Below are 16,427 nucleotides of genomic sequence, written 5' to 3'. Positions count from 1 at the left end.
CGGCAGGACTTCCTCGAAACGCCAGGTGGCCTGTAATGCCCGACCTAGAGCTTTTTTATGCCTGGAAGCAGAACGGAGTGTTTGGAAGACAGGGGGGAGGAACAAGGTGAATTCAGGAGTGGTGGGGAAGGTATTTTCCGAAGCGCAAGAAAGTGTGAAGAGCGTGGCAAACGAAATAGGAAGGAGAGCCCTGACATTTGCGCGTGCGCTGACCGATGTTGCCGGGCCCAACCAGCGGAGCCCCAGGAACAATTCCGCCTGAGCGGGATTGTTCCTGGTTTTTTTAAAGCAGCAGGCTGCGAATATCCCCCAACACCTCCCCAAGCCTGCGGGTGAACCGCGCTGCCGCTGCGCCGTTGATTACCCGGTGGTCGTAGGACAGCGACAGCGGCAGCATCAGCCGGGGCTGGAAGACCTTGCCGTCCCACACCGGCTGGATGGCTGCCTTGCTCACACCGAGGATCGCCACTTCCGGCGCGTTGACGATGGGGGTGAAGCCGGTACCGCCGATGTGCCCGAGGCTGGAGATGGTGAAGCAGGCACCCTGCATGGCGTCGGCGGATAGCTTCTTCGTCCGCGCTTTCTCCGCCAGCTCGGCGGCCTCCAGCGCAAGCTGCAGCAGCCCCTTCCGGTCGACGTCGCGGATAACCGGCACCAGCAGGCCATCCGGCGTGTCCACGGCGAAGCCGATGTGCACGTACTTCTTGCGGATCAACGCCTTGCCACTGGGGGCGAGGGAGCTGTTGAAGTCCGGCAGCTCGCGCAGCAGGTGGGCGCAGGCCTTGAGCAGGATCGGCAGGATGGTCAGCTTGGTGCCGGCTTTTTCCGCCGCCGCCTTCTGCGCGATGCGGAAGGCCTCCGCCTCGGTGATGTCGGCGGACTCGAATTGCGTCACATGGGGCACGTTCAGCCAGCTGCGGTGCAGGTTGCTGGCGCCGACCTGCATCAGGCGGGTCATCGCCACTTCCTCAGTTTCGCCGAACTTGCTGAAGTCGATCTCCGGGATCGGCGGGATGCCTGCGCCACCGGTTGCTCCTGCAGCGGCACCGGACTTGCTGCGTTGCAGCTGCTCCTTCACGAACGCCTGTACGTCTTCCTTGAGGATGCGGCCCTTGGGCCCGCTGCCGGTGACTTGCGCCAGCTCGACACCGAACTCGCGGGCGACCATGCGCACGGCGGGGCCCGCATGCACCCTGGTGCCGTCGCGGCTGGGCGCGCCCACCGGGGCGACGCCCGGCGCCTTGGGCGGTTCGGCTTTCGCCGCTGGAGCAGCGGCTGGTTTTTCTGCAGCGGCTGCGGGAGCCGCCGCTGCGCCCGCCACTTCCAGGTCGAGTATCTCGTCGCCTTCCGTGAGGGTGTCGCCGATCTTCACCTTGATCGCCTTCACCACGCCTGCTTTCGGCGCCGGAATCTCCATGCTGGCCTTGTCGGATTCCAGCGTCAGCAGGCTCTGGTCGGCCTCGATGTGGTCACCCACCTTGACCATCAGTTCGATGACGTTGCCCTGGCCGTTGCCGATATCGGGCACGCGGATGCTCTCCACGCCGCCACTGGCAGTCGGGGCGGGCGTTGGCTTTTCTTCCTTCGCCGGAGCCGGAGCAGAGGCGGGCGCCGCCGCGGCCGGCGTGCTGGTCGTAGCAGCGCCGCCCTCGGTTTCCAGTTCGAGGATGTCGTCGCCTTCCTTGAGGGTGTCGCCGATCTTCACCTTGATCGCCTTCACCACGCCCGCTTTCGGCGCGGGAATCTCCATGCTGGCCTTGTCGGACTCCAGCGTCAGCAGGCTCTGGTCGGCCTCGATGCGGTCACCGACCTTGACCATCAGTTCGATGATCTCGCCCTGGCCATTGCCGATGTCCGGCACCTTGATGGTTTCCACGCCGCCGCCGGAAGGCGCAGGTTGAGGCGCCGGCGCGGCGGCGGGCTGGGGGGCCTCGGCGGCAGGTTGGGTCGGTTCCTCGGCCTTGGCTTCGGCGGCGCCGCCTTCGGCTTCCAGTTCGAGGATTTCATCGCCTTCCTTGAGGGTGTCGCCGATCTTCACCTTGATCGCCTTCACCACGCCCGCTTTCGGCGCGGGAATCTCCATGCTGGCCTTGTCGGACTCCAGCGTCAGCAGGCTCTGGTCGGCTTCGATGCGGTCGCCGACCTTGACCAGCAGTTCGATGACTTCACCCTGGCCGTTGCCGATGTCGGGTACGCGAATGGTCTCGCTCATCGTGCCTCTCCTCAGCAGTCCAGCGGGTTGGTTTTTTCCGGGTCGAGGCCGAACTTCGCGATGGCCTCGGCCACCACTTTCGGCTCGATGTCGCCGCGATCGGCCAGGGCCTCCAGCGCGGCGAGCACCACCCAGTGGCGGTCGACCTCGAAGAAGTGGCGCAGCTTGGCGCGGGTGTCGCTGCGGCCGAAGCCGTCGGTGCCCAGCACCTTGTATTCCTTGGTCGGCACCCACTGGCGAATCTGGTCGGCGTAGACCTTCATGTAGTCGGTGGACGCCACCACCGGCCCGCGCCGCCCGGCCAGGCACTGTTCGACATAGCTGGGCCGTGGCTTCTGTCCTGGATGCAGGCGGTTCCAGCGCTCCACCGCGAGGCCGTCGCGGCGCAGCTCGTTGAAGCTGGGCACCGACCAGACGTCCGCACCGATGCCGAAGTCGTCACGGAGGATTTTCGCCGCCGCTTCCACCTCGCGCAGGATGGTGCCCGAGCCGAGCAGCTGCACATGGTGCGCGGCGGCGTGCTTGTCCTCGTCGAGCAGGTACATGCCCTTGATGATGCCTTCCTCGGCGCCCTTGGGCAGTGGCGGGTGAGGGTAGTTCTCGTTCATCACGGTGATGTAGTAGAAGACCTCCTGCTGCTCCTCCATCATCTGCCGCACGCCTTCCTGGATGATCACCGCCAGCTCGTAGGAGTAGGTCGGGTCGTAGGTGCGGCAGTTGGGGATGACCGAAGCCAGCACATGGCTGTGGCCGTCCTCGTGCTGCAGGCCTTCGCCGTTGAGCGTGGTGCGCCCGGCGGTGCCGCCCAGCAGGAAGCCGCGCGTCAGGCTGTCACCGGCCGCCCAGGCCAGGTCGCCGATGCGCTGGAAGCCGAACATCGAATAGAAGATGTAGAACGGCAGCATCGGCTGGCGGTAGTTGCTGTAGGCCGTGCCGGCGGCGATGAAGGACGACATGGCACCGGCCTCGGTAATGCCTTCTTCGAGGATCTGGCCCTTCTTGTCCTCGCGGTAGAACATCAGCTGTTCCTTGTCGACCGGCTCGTAGAGCTGGCCCACCGAGGAGTAGATACCGAGCTGGCGGAACATGCCTTCCATGCCGAAGGTGCGTGCCTCGTCGGGAATGATCGGCACGATGCGCTGGCCTAGCTCCTTGTCTTTCACCAGCTGCGAGATGATCCGCACGAAGGCCATGGTGGTGGAAATCTCGCGGTCGCCCGAGCCATCGAGCAGCGCCTTGAGCGTCTCCAGCGGCGGCGCCGGGATGCGCTGGCTGTTGCCGTGGCGGTGGGGCATGAAGCCGCCCAGGGAAGCGCGGCGCTCCTTCAGGTAGCGCGCCTCGGCGCTGCCTTCGTCGGGGCGGTAGAAGGGCAGCTTGGCCAGGTCTGCATCCTTGATCGGGATATCGAAGCGGTCGCGGAAGGCGCGCAGGCTGTCCACGTCGATCTCGTGGATGTTGTGGGCGATGTTCTTCGCCTCGCCGGTGCCGGTGCCGTAGCCCTTGATGGTCTTAGCCAGCACTACGCTGGGCTGGCCCTTGTGGTTCACCGCGGCGTGGTAGGCGGCGTAGACCTTGTAGGGATCGTGGCCGCCGCGGTTGAGCTTCCAGATTTCCTCGTCGGAGAGGTCCTTGACCATCTCCAGCAGCTCCGGCCGCGCGCCGAAGAAGTGCTCGCGGACGAAGGCACCGTCCTTGGCCTTGTAGTTCTGGTAGTCGCCGTCCACCGCCTCGTCCATGCGCGCCTGCATCAGGCCGGCGGTGTCCTTGGCGAACAGCGGGTCCCAGAAACGGCCCCAGATCACCTTGATCACGTTCCAGTTGGCGCCACGGAACACGCCTTCCAGTTCCTGGACGATCTTGCCGTTGCCGCGCACCGGGCCGTCCAGGCGCTGCAGGTTGCAGTTCACCACGAAGATCAGGTTGTCGAGCTTCTCGCGCCCGGCTAGGGAGATCGCGCCCAGGGACTCCGGCTCGTCGGTCTCGCCGTCACCCAGGAAGCACCAGACCTTCTGCTTGCCGGCGGGAATGAAGCCACGGCTCTCCAGGTACTTCATGAAGCGCGCCTGGTAGATCGCCTGGATCGGCCCCAGGCCCATGGACACCGTCGGGAACTGCCAGAACTTCGGCATCAGGCGCGGGTGCGGATAGGAGGAAATGCCCTTGCCGTCGACCTCCTGGCGGAAGTTCTCCAGTTGCTCGTCGGTAAGCAGGCCCTCGATGTAGGCGCGGGCGTAGAAGCCCGGCGAGGCGTGGCCCTGGAAGTAGATCAGGTCGCCGGCGTGTTCCTCGGTGGGGCCGTTGAAGAAGTAGTTGAAGCCGATGTCGTAGAGGGTCGCCGAGGAAGCGAAGGTGGAAATGTGTCCGCCCAGCGACGGGTCCTTGTGGTTGGCGCGCATCACCATGGCCAGCGCGTTCCAGCGCACCAGCGAGCGGATGCGCCGCTCCATGAACAGGTCGCCCGGCATGCGGGCTTCGTGGCCTACCGGGATGGTGTTGCGGTAAGGCGTGGTGATGGCGTAGGGCAGTTGCGTGCCGGTTCGGCTGGCCAGCTCGCCTAGGCGAGTCATCAGGTAGTGGGCGCGCTCTTCGCCTTCTTTTTCCAGTACGGATTCCAGCGCGTCCAGCCATTCCTGGGTTTCGACGGGGTCGATATCGTGCATGGTCAGGGGTCCTGGTTACGGGGTCGGCTCTACGCAATGCCGGCTCCGGGCCAGGTGATCCATCGGTTTGGCGCAGTGGGCGGCAACCCTCGTGAGGCCGCCGCGCTGCCGCCGGCACGCGCGTGTGGCTATAGAGCTTAGACAGCTCTGGCGCCACTGCCCGTCCGGTTGGTCGAGTCAGGACGTCGCAGCCGCCTTGTGGTCGTTCCGGTACGTCGCCATAAAGAAGCCCGCCAATTGGCGGGCTTCTTTATGGAAGGCAGCGCGTCTTTGAACGCATCAAGTTGTGGCGAGGCCGGAGCGTGCCGATTTTTGCTTCCTGTTCACATAGTCGATGGCAGGCTGCTCGATGAATATGTGAACCAGATATGCAGCTCCGATCACCATCATCAGGTATGACGGAACGGCGGACCAGTCGCTCATATCCATGTGCTGCTTGTAGAAGCCCACGAAGATCGGGTGAATCAGATAGACCGAATAGGAAATGCGACCGAGGAAGTCGCCCAGTCGATTATTCGTCAGGTGATACACGATGCCAGCTTGGCTTGCGATGGAGTAGATGAGCACGGTGAAAATGAACGGAGCAATGTAGGCATCGCGGTTGACCCAACTGGTCTTTGCAAATAAATACAGGCCGATACTTATGACAATGATCTGGATGATGGATTCACCCCATTCGGATATCTGCTGCGAACGCACATGGATGGCGACGGCCGCACCGAGGCAGAAGCCAATCAGGCAGCGAATGAATCCAAAGGGAACGCCGTTGTTCCATAGGTGGTAATGCACGTTCATGTGCAGCGGAGATGTTCTGCTGATAAGCACGGCCAGCCAGAGTGCTACCAGGACCAGACAGGCCAGAAGGACACCCGCATGTCTCTGCTTCAATGCGTGGATGAGGGAGAAGAAGATCATGCCCAACCAGAATTCGGCGGAAATGCTCCAGCCCACTCCAATGGGCTCAAATCTGTAGTTGCCGCCACCACCAAAGGGGAACAGTTGAGTGAGGGTGACTATCTTGAACAGGTCCAGTCCGCTGGGAGTGGATAGGTTTTTCGTGAGCTTCAGGATCACGAATTGAACAGCGACAGCGAATAGAAAGGTCGGGAATAGCCGGAAGATTCGCTTCTCGGTGAACCTGACGAACCAGTCGCTACCATCGCGCTTGTCCGCAATGATCGATTTGGTAAGAACGAAGCCACTGAGGATGAAAAAGAAGTCCACCGCCAGAACGAACGAGGAGGGAATAACGTTCTTTACGCCGCTCCAGAAATAGAAATGTCCCAATGCGACTACTAGTGCGAAGGCTCCTCTGAAGAAGTCCAAGGATAAGTTTCGCGTCGTCCCCGCCACCGTAAATCTCCCTAATAAAAAAGGCGCAATTGTATCAGAGGTGATGTTGTTTTGATATTTTTTTGACATCTCAGGTGATTCGGTTGAACCGCTGATGCAGCGCGGCAGATAAGCTTCGGGGCTGGATTCCATTCGGCCGAAATCGACAAGCGAGGAGGTGCAGTGGAGGTCCTGCGATTCGACTCAGGACGTGGAAGCCGACTCCATCAAGGGCGGGTGCGCACCGCATCACGCCGCAGATCATCCCCGCGACTCCACTGCGCCGCCACCAAGCGGTCGCGCCCGGCCTGCTTGGCCTGGTAGAGCAGGCGATCCACTGCCGCGACGAAGTCCAGCGGACGGTCGCTGGAGGCGGGCACGGCGGTACCGACGCCCAGGCTGATGGTCAGGAGGTCGGAGACGGCAGACTTCTCGTGGGCAATGCGCTGCTCGCGCAGCACGCTGCGGCAACGCTCGGCGATCTGCCGCGCGGCCTCGCTGTCGGTCTCCGGCAGCACCAGCACGAACTCCTCGCCACCGAAGCGTGCGATGAAGTCCCTGGGCCGATGCAGCGCGCCGGCCAGCGCCTTGCCGACGCTGCGCAGGCAGTCGTCGCCCTGGATGTGCCCGTAGTGATCGTTGAACTGCTTGAAGTAGTCGATATCCAGCAGCACCAGCGAGATCGGCTGGCCGCTGCGCTGGGCGCTGCCCCATTCGGTGTCCAGCACCGAGTCGAACATGCGCCGGTTGGCCACGCCGGTCAGGCCGTCCTTGTACGAATACTCCTCCAGCTGGCGCTGCAGCATGATCAACTGCTCTTCGGCGCGCTTGCGCTCGCTGATGTCGAACATGAAGCCGACCAGCGAATCCACCTCGCCATTGTCGTCGCGCACCACGTGCACCACGTCGCGGATCCACACGTAGTCACCGGAGGAGGTGAGGGCGCGGTAGTCCGCCTCGTGGTCGGTGCCCTCGCGGGACTGCGACACACAGAAGTTCACCACGCGCTCGCGATCCTCCGGGTGCATGCGCTCGGCCCAGTCGTTGGCGCTGACCCAGCTGGCCTGGCTCCAGCCCAGAAGTTCTTCGATCTGTGGGCCGATGTAGGCGAAGGTCATGGATCGCCAGTCGATCTTCCAAGGAATGGCACGGGTGGATTCGAGGAGGGTCTGGTAGACGGGATTTTCCGGGGAGGCGTCGTACGGCATGGCGGCGGCTCTCTGATGGCACTGTGCCCTGTTCTACCACAGTGCGATGACCGAAAGCCGGCTGATTGTGTCAGCCGGCAGTATGAAAGCGGCGGGGCGACGGACGGTCGTTTCTGACAGAGACGGATTCTTCAGCAATTCATAACGGGTTCTTCACGAATCCGGCGATAGGGTTTGCTTGCCCGCCATCTGACAACCCCGCAGTGCGATGGTCATCCCAGGGATGGGTCGGGCCTCCCTCCTTCGAAGAGGGAACGGACGCGGACCCTTTTCCAGCTGCACGGCCTGAACCATGCCCATCCCGAAGTTCTTCAGATCACTGTCCCGCGGTTGGTTGTCCTTGCTGGCGATCCTCCCGGTGATCGCCCTGCTCAGCGGCTTCCTGCCGCTGGACTTCTCGCGGCCGACTCCCCTGGTAGGCGATGCCCAGCGCCAGGCGGAATTGCGCGAGCACTGGCAGAACGGCGACCTGATCGTGCTGGTGCGTCACGCCGAACGGTGTGACCGTTCCAGTGCGCCCTGCCTGGGCAATGTCGATGGCATCACCGTGCGTGGCGGCCAGAGTGCCCATGCCATCGGCCAGGACTTCGCCACCCTCGGCCTGGCCAATGCCGACATCCTCAGCAGTGAACAGCTGCGGGCGGTGCAGACCGCCACCTCGATGTTCGGCCGCACGCCGCAGGAGCAGCCCTGGCTGTACAAATGCGAAGGCTCGATGCTGGACCAGGCGCTGCAGCACAAGGTGGCGCACCGCAACCTGATCCTGGTGACCCACAGCGAATGCATCGAAGACCTGGAACACTCGGTAAGCGTGGACGACCCCGCAACCCCGGATTACGCCTCGACGCTCTTCGTGCTCAGTGAATCGGACAAGAGCCCGCGCCTGCTCGGTTACCTCGACGCCGACCAGTGGCCGCTGAACGTCAGCGGGCGCTGATCTGGCTGGGCGTGGCGCCCAGTCGGTAACGTTGCAACTCCTCCGGAGTCAGCACACGCATGCGCTGCGGATCGATGCTCTGCATGGTGTCGGCCAGTTCCAGCGGAATGTCCATGTCGCGGAAATAGGTGCGGGCGTTATAGCTGCCCGCCGCCTGGGACGAATCGCCGGCGGGGTAGTAAGGGCGATGCAGCCCCACATAGCCGCGCACCGTGCGGTGCTTGCCGGCGGCCAGCAGGTAGACGCAGGAGCCCTGGCAGACGCTGTTGGTCGGCACCAGGGTCTCGAAGCCGGACTCGCGCAGCAGGCGGCCCATCTTGATCGATTCGGCGGCGCTGCCTCCGATGCTGTCCAGCAGGGCCACCTTGCGGGCGAACTTGCCCGGGTTGGCCATCAGCCCCTTGAACAGGCGCTCGTAGTCGCCCGGAGCGATTTCCTCGCTGATCCGTACCGCCAGCACTTCGCCCACCTTGGAATGCTGCACGGGCTTCACCTCGACCTGGGCGACGGCAAGGCCGGAGGACAGCGCAAGGGTGCAAAGCATGGCAGCGCGAAGCATGGGGTAAATCCTGTACGGGCGTCTTATAGGAAGGCGCTGAAGATACCCTGATACGCGGCGTCCGTCAGCCTGTCAGCTGGCCTTCAGGCAGGTGCGCAGCAGGCGGCGTGCCGACTTGTTGACCCGGCGGCGCTCCAGTTCTTCGGGCGCGAACCAGCGGCAGTCGGCGATCTCGTTCAGGGGCGTGGGCTGCTGCGCCGGGTCGACCGGCGTCTCGAACACGTAGTGCAGCGTCTGGTACAGCTCCAGCGGTGCGACGTAGTTCAGCTGTTCGATGGCCAGCCCGGTTTCCTCGATCAGCTCGCGGGTGGCGGCCTGGCCGGGGCGTTCGTCGGCCTCGATGCGGCCGCCGGGGAGGTTCCATTTCGACTTGGATTTGCGCACGAAGAGAATCTTGTCGTCGAGGCGGCAGATAACCGTTGCACGCTCTTTCAGGTTCTTAGCCATACCGGCTGCTCCTCGACAATCTTCCAACAGTATTCAAGGTAGACATTAATCAGATATTTCCAACCAGATGAACTGGTTACGGCGTTTATGTCGACAAATGGTAAGGATTGGTCGCTGGAAAGGTATGTCAGGGCTTTCTGAAGAAATGCTCGTCCTATTCCCGACTCGTATTTCCTTCAGAGTCGACCCGTGTTCTGGGTTGAAGTGCGAACTTTCTGTCCGCCCTGCAGGACGCCTACTTAGGACATGTCGCTCTTCTCGAACTCCTCGCCCAGAAAATCGAGCAAGGTTCGTACCGACGGCAGCAAGCCGCGCCGCGAAGGGAACACCGCATGGACCACGCCGGTGCGTGGCGCCCAGTCGGGCAGCAGGTTCACCAGCTTGCCGTCATTCAGGTCATCGCAGACCACCACGGCAGGCATGTGCACCGCGCCGGCGCCCGCCAGCGCGGCCTGACGCAGGGCGACCAGATCGTCGGTGACCATTCGCGGCTGGTAGCGCACCTGCGCGCTGGCGCCCTTGGGGCCGTCCAGCAGCCACTGGTATTCGCGCTGCACCACGCCCCAATGCAGCGTCGGCAGGGCGGCCACGTCGGCGGGCGTCGGCCTGGCCGGCAGGCGCTCGCGCAAGGCCGGGGCACCCACCACACGCTGGCGGCTTTCGCCCAGTACCTTCATCACCAGGTCGCTGCTTTCCAGTGGCGGGAAGCGCACCCGCAGGGCGATGTCGATGCCTTCCTGGATCAGGTCCACCTGGCGGTTGGTGCTCTGTACATGCAGCTCCACCAGCGGGTACTGCACCATGAAGCGCGCCAGCATCGGGCCGACCCAGAAGTTCAGCAGCGCCGTGGGGCAGCTCAGGTTCACCACCCCGCGCGGTTCGGAACGGTGCTGCTCGACGGCCTCGGTGGCCGCCGCCGCTTCCACCAGCATCGCCACGCAGTGCCGGTAGAACACCTGGCCTATCTCGGTCACCGAGAAGTGCCGCGTCGAACGCTGGATCAGCCTCACGCCCAGACGCTCCTCCAGCGCGGCGATGCGCCGGCTGAGCTTCGACTTGGGCTCGTCCAGGGCACGGCCGGCCGGGGTGAAACCGCCGTGCTCGACCACCTGGGCGAAGTAATAGAGGTCGTTGAGATCGTCCATTTCAGTGTTCCTCTTGTGGAACACTGATACTAATTTTTGCCGTCTACCGAGGCAATTGTTCCATCCGTATCGTGGCCTCCATGCACTACAGGAGGCACTCCATGAAACAGATTCTTGGCATCTACAGCGCCGCCCGCCCGCATTGGGTCGGTGACGGTTTTCCGGTCCGCACGCTGTTCTCCTACGACAGCCTGGGCGAGCACCTCAGCCCCTTCCTGCTGCTCGACCATGCCGGCCCCCACGCTTTCGGCCCCAGCACGGTGCGCCGTGGCGTCGGCCAGCACCCGCACCGGGGCTTCGAGACCGTGACCCTGGTCTATGACGGAGAACTGGAGCACCGCGACTCCAGCGGCGGTGGCGGCCGCATCGGCCCTGGCGACGTGCAGTGGATGACTGCCGGCGACGGCATCCTCCACGAGGAATACCACTCGCCGGACTTCGCCCGCAGCGGCGGCAACCTGCACATGGCCCAGCTCTGGGTGAACCTGCCGGCCCGCCACAAGCGCACCGCACCGGCCTACCAGACGCTGCTGGCCGGTGACATCCCGCGCATCGAACTGGCCGACGGCGCCGGCAGCCTGCGGGTGATTGCCGGTGACTACGCTGGCCACGCCGGTCCGGCCCACACCTTCAGCCCGCTGGATGTCTGGGACTTGCGCCTGCAGCCCGGTCGCCCGTTGGAACTGGCCGTCAAGGCGGGGCGTAACACCGCCCTGGTGGTGCTGCGCGGCAACGTCCGGCTGGGCGGCGGCGAAACGCTGCGCGAAGGCCAGCTGGCGCTGTTCGACCGGCGCGGCGACAGCCTGCAGCTGGAAGCCGAGAGCGATGCCCTGGTGCTGCTGCTCAGTGGCGAGCCGCTGGACGAGCCCATCGTCGGTTACGGCCCCTTCGTGATGAACAGCGAATGCGAAATCCAGCAGGCCATTGCGGACGTCCAGAACGGACGTTTCGGACAGATGACCCGCTGATGTCATACCCCCGACTCAGGCCTCGCCTAGTCTGGATGAACGCCCGCGCAGGAGGCGCGGGTTTCTTGGGCCGGACGCCCCTTGTGGAGACCACGACATGAGCCACTTCAACCAGATTGCCAACTTCAACGGCCAGCGCCCGGTGATCGATCCCGACGACACCGCCATGCTGCTCATCGACCACCAGAGCGGGCTGTTCCAGACGGTCAAGGACATGCCCATGACCGAGCTGCGCAACAACGCCATCACCCTGGCGAGGATCGCCACCCTGGCGAAAATCCCGGTGATCACCACCGCGTCGGTGCCGCAGGGGCCCAACGGCCCGCTGATCCCCGAGATCCACGAGGCCGCGCCGCATGCTCAGTACGTGGCGCGCAAGGGCGAGATCAACGCCTGGGACAACCCCGAATTCGTCGCCGCCGTCGAGGCCACCGGCAAGAAGACCCTGGTCATCGCCGGCACCATCACCAGCGTATGCATGGCCTTCCCGGCGATTGCCGCGGTCAACGCCGGCTACCGGGTCTTTGCCGTGATCGACGCCTCCGGCACCTACTCCAAGGCCGCGCAGGAAATCACCCTGGCGCGTGTCGTCCAGGCTGGCGTGGTGCCCATGGATACCGCCGCCGTCGCCTCGGAAATCCAGCGCACCTGGAACCGCCCCGACGCCGCGCAGTGGGCCGAGGCCTACAGCCTGATCTTCCCGCACTACCGCCTGCTGATCGAAAGCTACACCAAGGCCCAGCAGGTGGTGACCGAACACGAAGTGCTGGACTCCCAGCGCTGATTCGCCCCTTGCCCGGCTCCGGCCGGGCTTTCACTGCAACGAGGAAACGCCATGAGCAAGCCCTACGTCCGTCTCGACAAGACCCAGGCCGCCGTATTGCTGGTCGATCACCAGGCCGGTCTGCTCTCGCTGGTGCGCGACATCGAACCGGACAAGTTCAAGAACAACGTCCTGGCCCTGGCCGACCTGGCCAAGTACTTCAAGCTGCCGACCATCCTCACCACCAGTTTCGAGAACGGCCCCAACGGCCCGCTGGTTCCCGAGCTGAAAGACCTGTTCCCCGACGCGCCCTACATCGCCCGTCCCGGCAACATCAACGCCTGGGACAACGAGGACTTCGTCAAGGCGGTGAAGGCCACCGGCAAGAAGCAGTTGATCATTGCCGGCGTGGTCACCGAGGTCTGTGTGGCCTTCCCGGCGCTGTCGGCGCTGGAAGAGGGCTTCGAGGTCTTCGTCGTCGCCGATGCCTCCGGCACCTTCAACGAAGTTACCCGCGATGCTGCCTGGCGCCGGATGGAGGCGGCCGGCGCGCAGATGATGACCTGGTTCGGCGTGGCCTGTGAGCTGCACCGCGACTGGCGCAACGACATCGAAGGGTTGGCCGCGCTGTTCTCCAACCACATCCCGGACTACCGCAACCTGATCACCAGCTACAGCACGCTCACCGCCAAGAAGTGAGGCAGCGCCGTCGGGTCGGCGCAGCGAGGCCGACCCGGTGGCGGAGCTTATCGATCCAGCGGCCCCGCCTTGTAGCCGGGGCGCTCCAGGGCCAGTTCGTAGAGTTGGCGGGCTTCGCTGACCAGTGGCGCCAAGGCGGAGGCGAGGCGGGCGGTGGCGCGGATGAGGCCGCTGTCGCTGTCGTCTTCCATCAGTTGCAGCAGGTCTTCGACCGCCGTGATGCGGCGCAGGGCGGCTTCGCGCAGGTGTTCGACCGGGGCCAGGGCGTTGATGAAGAGGACTTCTTCGCCGAATTGGCCGGTCAAGGGGACTGGGAGGAATTCACGCATGGGGCACCTCCGGAGAGAGCGTCGACTTGCGTGGTGAGAGAAGGCGGGGCGCGGGGGTAAAAAAGGGATAGTTCATGTCAGCCACTACTTGGTCTAAGGATCAAGAAGCCGCCAATCAACCTTCCTACGGGTAAAGAGAGGCGGACCGTGCAAGGGTAGGAATGCCGGGACCAAGGAACCGGTAGGCCGAAGCCTCCATGCACGGCCGCCATAGACGCACGAAAGTGCAAGGCGGATTTCGCCTGCAATCGTGACTACAAAGTTGCCGTACCTTGATCCTTATATCCCGGGTTCCTACGCCCGTCCGCGATGAACTGCGGCGAACCAGAGGCTAGGGACGGCGCTCGTAGGTCCGCAAGGCTAATGGCTCGTGGGACTTTTCGGTTGCTGGCGGCGATCCCGAGCAAGGACATTGCCGACAGAATGAAACGGGTCTCATCCGTTTCCCCAGCATGTAGGATCATTCCCCTTGCAGGAGTGGCACCCTGGCGCCTTCCCCTTGGAAGGCGCATAGCGCTGCAATGGATTTCGCGGAGCTGGCTTCGGGCTAAAGGATGTGCACCACAATTCTGCAATCTCGCCGGCTGTCGCTCCCGCTTCCAGGTCCCGCCCGCTGCTATGGGGCTTAGCATCCGTGCGGTCTACCGCCACACGTTGCGAGAGGGGGCCTGCGGATGCCCGGTACCGAGTTCCAATGGCTGGCTGTCGTCTTCGGCATGTTGACGGGGCTTGGTGTCACGCGGCTGCTGTCTGGTGTTGTGGCGACGCTGCGTTCACGGGCGACCTCGAAGATCGATTGGTTGCCGCTGATCTGGAGCGCCTCGCTCTTCCTGATGCTGCTCGAATATTGGTGGAGCACCTACTCCCTGAAGTCCTTGATCAATGTCTGGACATACAACGAGTTTCTGCGACTGCTGGTATCGCCGCTGCTGCTGTTCTTCAGTGCGGCGCTCATTCTGCCGGTTCACGAGCTGAAGGCCGGCGAGACTCACCAGGAGGTATTCGAATCCCACGGGCACTGGGCCCTCCTCGGGTTCAGCGCCTATTACGCCGAATACTTCTGGGAAGCGGCGAGGTACTGGGACAACCAATGGTTCAGCGGCTGGGGCGTCTTCATGGTGGTGATCATCCTGTTGCCGATCATCGCCTTCTTCAGCTCTCGCCGAGTCCATCTGGTCATCGCCACGGCCATTCTTGTCATTCAGGTACTGGGAATCTCAGTGGATTTTGGCGAGCTTCAGGACGTCCGTTTCTAAGGCGAAAGGCGGCCGCGACCGCCCCGCCGACCTACAGATCAGAGCATCGAGAAGTTGTAGCTGGCGATCAGCCGCACCTCGTCCACATCGCGCGCCGACTGTTCGTAGTTGGTGCGGTAGGTGGCGTTGCGCAGGCGCAGGCTGAGGTCCTTGAAGGTGCCGGTCTGGATCACGTACTTGAACTCCACGTCGCGCTCCCATTCCTTGCCCTCGTCGCCGTTGGCCAGGGCGATGTGGTCGCCGTTGACGTAGCGGGTCATGAAGCTCAGGCCGGGCACACCGACGCTGCGCAGGTCGAAGTCGTAGCGCAGTTGCCAGGAGCGCTCCTGGGCGTTGGCGAAGTCGTTCACCTGCACGTAGTTGGCGAGGTAGGGGTTGCTGCCGTCGAGGTAGGGCATGGAGCTGTCGCCGCTCATGCGCTGCCAGCCGGCGCTGAGGATGTGGCCGCCCTGGGCATAGGCCAGCAGCAGGCTCAGTGCGCGGTTGTCGATCTCCCCGGCGCGGGCCGAGCCGTCGTCGTCGCTGTCGAACCAGCGCAGGTCGGCGGTGACCTTGCCGGCACCCAACGCCTGCTTGCCGACGATGCCGACGTAGCGCTGGCGGTAGACGTTCTCCAGCCCGCCCTGGGCGTATTGCAGCAGGAGCTGGTCGTTGACCTGGTAGTCGGCCTGGTAGGAGTCGAAGCGGTTGCCGGTGGTATCGCAGGCGTAGCGCTTGTTCTTGCAGTTCAGGCGCACGTCCTGGGCATCGGTGGAGTCGCGCGCGGTGTAGCGCTCCAGGCGTGTGGCGGTGAACTTGAGGTGGGCGATTTCCTCGCTGGTCAGCTGCGCGCCGTGGAACATGTTGGGCAGCAGGCGGCCGTCGTTGTACTTGAGCAGCGGCATGTCCGGCAGCATCGCGCCGTACTTGAACTGGGTGTGGGAGACGCGCAGCTTGCCGGTGACGCCGGCCTTGGCGTACTGGTCCTCGGATTGACGCGGGTCGTGGCCGCTGGAGGGCAGCAGGCCGCTGTTGCTGTCGGCGGGGCTGGAGTCGAGCTTCACGCCGAGCATGGCCAGGGCATCGACACCGAAGCCGACGGTGCCTTCGGTGTAGCCCGACTGCAGGTTGAGAATGAAGCCCTGCGCGGTTTCCTCGCGCTTGGAGGCACCCTGCGGGTTGGACGAGCTGCCGTCGCGGAAGTCGCGGTTGAAGTAGAAGGTGCGCGACTCCAGGCGCGCGCTGCTGTCCTCCAGGAAGTCGGCGCTGGCCGGGGCGGCGATGCCACCGAGCAGGGCGAGGGCGCTCAGGCGGGCGAGCGGGCTGGAGGAGAGGGGCGAGGGCATGCGGTGACTCCGGGGGCGCTAAAAAAGCGCGCGAAGGTGTCACAGATGGGCGGTCGGGTCTTTGCGACCATGGTCTAGATCGGGGTTTTCGCCTGGGCGAATCCACCGGCGGTACCGTCGGACAATCGGCTGAAACCTTCGGCGCAGTCCCGCGTCCACCGTCATGCCATTACCCGAACCGCTGGAGGTGAACATGAAAGGCCACGGTGAAATCACAGAGCGCCCGGGCGTTGCCCCTGAACGCTGGCCGGACAGGTCCAGCCCCGGGGACAAGCGCGGGCTGCCCGGCTACCCGCAGCGCCAGGTGCCCCTGGGTGGTTCGCGGCATATTGATCCGGAACTGGGTTTCGACCCGGATTCGCCGGACCTCGCCGACCCGCAGATCGACCCGCCGCATCCGCCCCACGTTCCCCACGACGGCCCGGACCCGCAGCGCCAGCGGCGCGTGCCGGGGGACAAATATCCGCCGTATTCGGGGCACTAGAGCAACGGCAACGGCCCCTCACCCTAACCCTCTCCCGCGAGCGGGAGAGGGGACTGATCGGCGTGGGGGATACTGCAGCTTCAGCCGGCACAGTCTGCCCCCT

General features: G+C 64.1%; 15 protein-coding genes. 6 read left to right on the top strand and 9 right to left on the bottom strand.

The window, feature by feature from the left end; genetic code table 11:
- Positions 1–283: 283 nt before the first annotated feature.
- The 4 genes from aceF to IB275_RS19080 all read right to left on the bottom strand — a co-directional run bounded on the left by aceF (position 284) and on the right by IB275_RS19080 (position 7,412).
- Positions 284–2,212 (bottom strand): dihydrolipoyllysine-residue acetyltransferase, encoded by a 1,929-nt coding sequence (gene aceF, locus IB275_RS19095; RefSeq protein WP_192294922.1) that lies wholly within the window; start codon positions 2,210–2,212, stop codon positions 284–286.
- An 11-nt stretch (positions 2,213–2,223) separates the two neighbouring features.
- Positions 2,224–4,872 carry a pyruvate dehydrogenase (acetyl-transferring), homodimeric type gene (aceE, locus tag IB275_RS19090; protein WP_192294921.1) on the bottom strand — a complete coding sequence of 883 codons (2,649 nt, stop codon included), beginning with the start codon at positions 4,870–4,872 and terminating at the stop codon, positions 2,224–2,226.
- Positions 4,873–5,151: 279 nt separating this feature from the next.
- A complete protein-coding gene (locus IB275_RS19085) occupies positions 5,152–6,357 on the bottom strand; it encodes an acyltransferase family protein (RefSeq protein ID WP_192294920.1) in 1,206 nt (401 codons plus the stop codon).
- Between the two features lie 74 nt (positions 6,358–6,431).
- Positions 6,432–7,412 (bottom strand): GGDEF domain-containing protein, encoded by a 981-nt coding sequence (locus tag IB275_RS19080; RefSeq protein WP_192294919.1) that lies wholly within the window; start codon positions 7,410–7,412, stop codon positions 6,432–6,434.
- A gap of 292 nt (positions 7,413–7,704) precedes the next feature.
- Here IB275_RS19080 and pmrG point away from each other — a divergent pair, with 292 nt between their 5' ends.
- A complete protein-coding gene (pmrG, locus tag IB275_RS19075; protein WP_151187633.1) occupies positions 7,705–8,349 on the top strand; it encodes a lipopolysaccharide core heptose(II)-phosphate phosphatase PmrG in 645 nt (214 codons plus the stop codon).
- Here pmrG and IB275_RS19070 read toward each other — a convergent pair.
- From IB275_RS19070 to IB275_RS19060, 3 genes are all read right to left on the bottom strand, one after another.
- Positions 8,336–8,908: a COG3904 family protein gene (locus IB275_RS19070; protein WP_192294918.1), complete on the bottom strand. Its 573-nt coding sequence runs from the start codon at positions 8,906–8,908 to the stop codon at positions 8,336–8,338. The genes pmrG and IB275_RS19070 overlap by 14 nt on opposite strands.
- Before the next feature lie 72 nt (positions 8,909–8,980).
- Positions 8,981–9,355 (bottom strand): NUDIX hydrolase, encoded by a 375-nt coding sequence (locus IB275_RS19065; protein WP_081518519.1) that lies wholly within the window; start codon positions 9,353–9,355, stop codon positions 8,981–8,983.
- A 239-nt stretch (positions 9,356–9,594) separates the two neighbouring features.
- Positions 9,595–10,500, bottom strand: a complete 906-nt coding sequence (locus IB275_RS19060; RefSeq protein WP_081518518.1) for a LysR family transcriptional regulator — start codon at positions 10,498–10,500, stop codon at positions 9,595–9,597.
- A gap of 101 nt (positions 10,501–10,601) precedes the next feature.
- Between IB275_RS19060 and IB275_RS19055 the strand changes: the two genes are divergently transcribed.
- From IB275_RS19055 to ycaC, 3 genes are all read left to right on the top strand, one after another.
- On the top strand, positions 10,602–11,468 hold the full coding sequence (locus IB275_RS19055) for a pirin family protein (protein ID WP_192294917.1): 867 nt from the start codon (positions 10,602–10,604) through the stop codon (positions 11,466–11,468).
- Between the two features lie 97 nt (positions 11,469–11,565).
- Positions 11,566–12,252, top strand: a complete 687-nt coding sequence (locus tag IB275_RS19050; RefSeq protein ID WP_081518516.1) for a hydrolase — start codon at positions 11,566–11,568, stop codon at positions 12,250–12,252.
- 51 nt (positions 12,253–12,303) lie between these two features.
- Positions 12,304–12,930 carry an isochorismate family cysteine hydrolase YcaC gene (gene ycaC / locus IB275_RS19045; protein WP_081518515.1) on the top strand — a complete coding sequence of 209 codons (627 nt, stop codon included), beginning with the start codon at positions 12,304–12,306 and terminating at the stop codon, positions 12,928–12,930.
- 47 nt (positions 12,931–12,977) lie between these two features.
- Here ycaC and IB275_RS19040 read toward each other — a convergent pair whose 3' ends face one another.
- Complete coding sequence (locus tag IB275_RS19040; RefSeq protein WP_081518514.1) at positions 12,978–13,259, bottom strand: hypothetical protein; 282 nt, start codon at positions 13,257–13,259, stop codon at positions 12,978–12,980.
- A gap of 674 nt (positions 13,260–13,933) precedes the next feature.
- On the opposite strand from IB275_RS19040, the gene IB275_RS19035 reads away from it, so the two are divergent.
- Positions 13,934–14,515, top strand: a complete 582-nt coding sequence (locus tag IB275_RS19035; RefSeq protein ID WP_081518513.1) for a hypothetical protein — start codon at positions 13,934–13,936, stop codon at positions 14,513–14,515.
- A gap of 38 nt (positions 14,516–14,553) precedes the next feature.
- On the opposite strand, the gene IB275_RS19030 is transcribed toward IB275_RS19035, so the two are convergent.
- On the bottom strand, positions 14,554–15,840 hold the full coding sequence (locus IB275_RS19030; RefSeq protein ID WP_192294916.1) for an OprD family porin: 1,287 nt from the start codon (positions 15,838–15,840) through the stop codon (positions 14,554–14,556).
- Positions 15,841–16,033: 193 nt separating this feature from the next.
- Here IB275_RS19030 and IB275_RS19025 point away from each other — a divergent pair, with 193 nt between their 5' ends.
- Entirely contained in the window at positions 16,034–16,324 is a 291-nt protein-coding gene (locus tag IB275_RS19025) for a DUF6021 family protein (RefSeq protein ID WP_192294915.1), read from the top strand.
- The last annotated feature ends 103 nt before the right edge of the window (positions 16,325–16,427 follow it).

Source organism: Pseudomonas sp. PDM21, assembly GCF_014852505.2.
GTDB lineage: Bacteria > Pseudomonadota > Gammaproteobacteria > Pseudomonadales > Pseudomonadaceae > Pseudomonas.
This window is presented reverse-complemented; position numbering and strand designations above follow the sequence as displayed.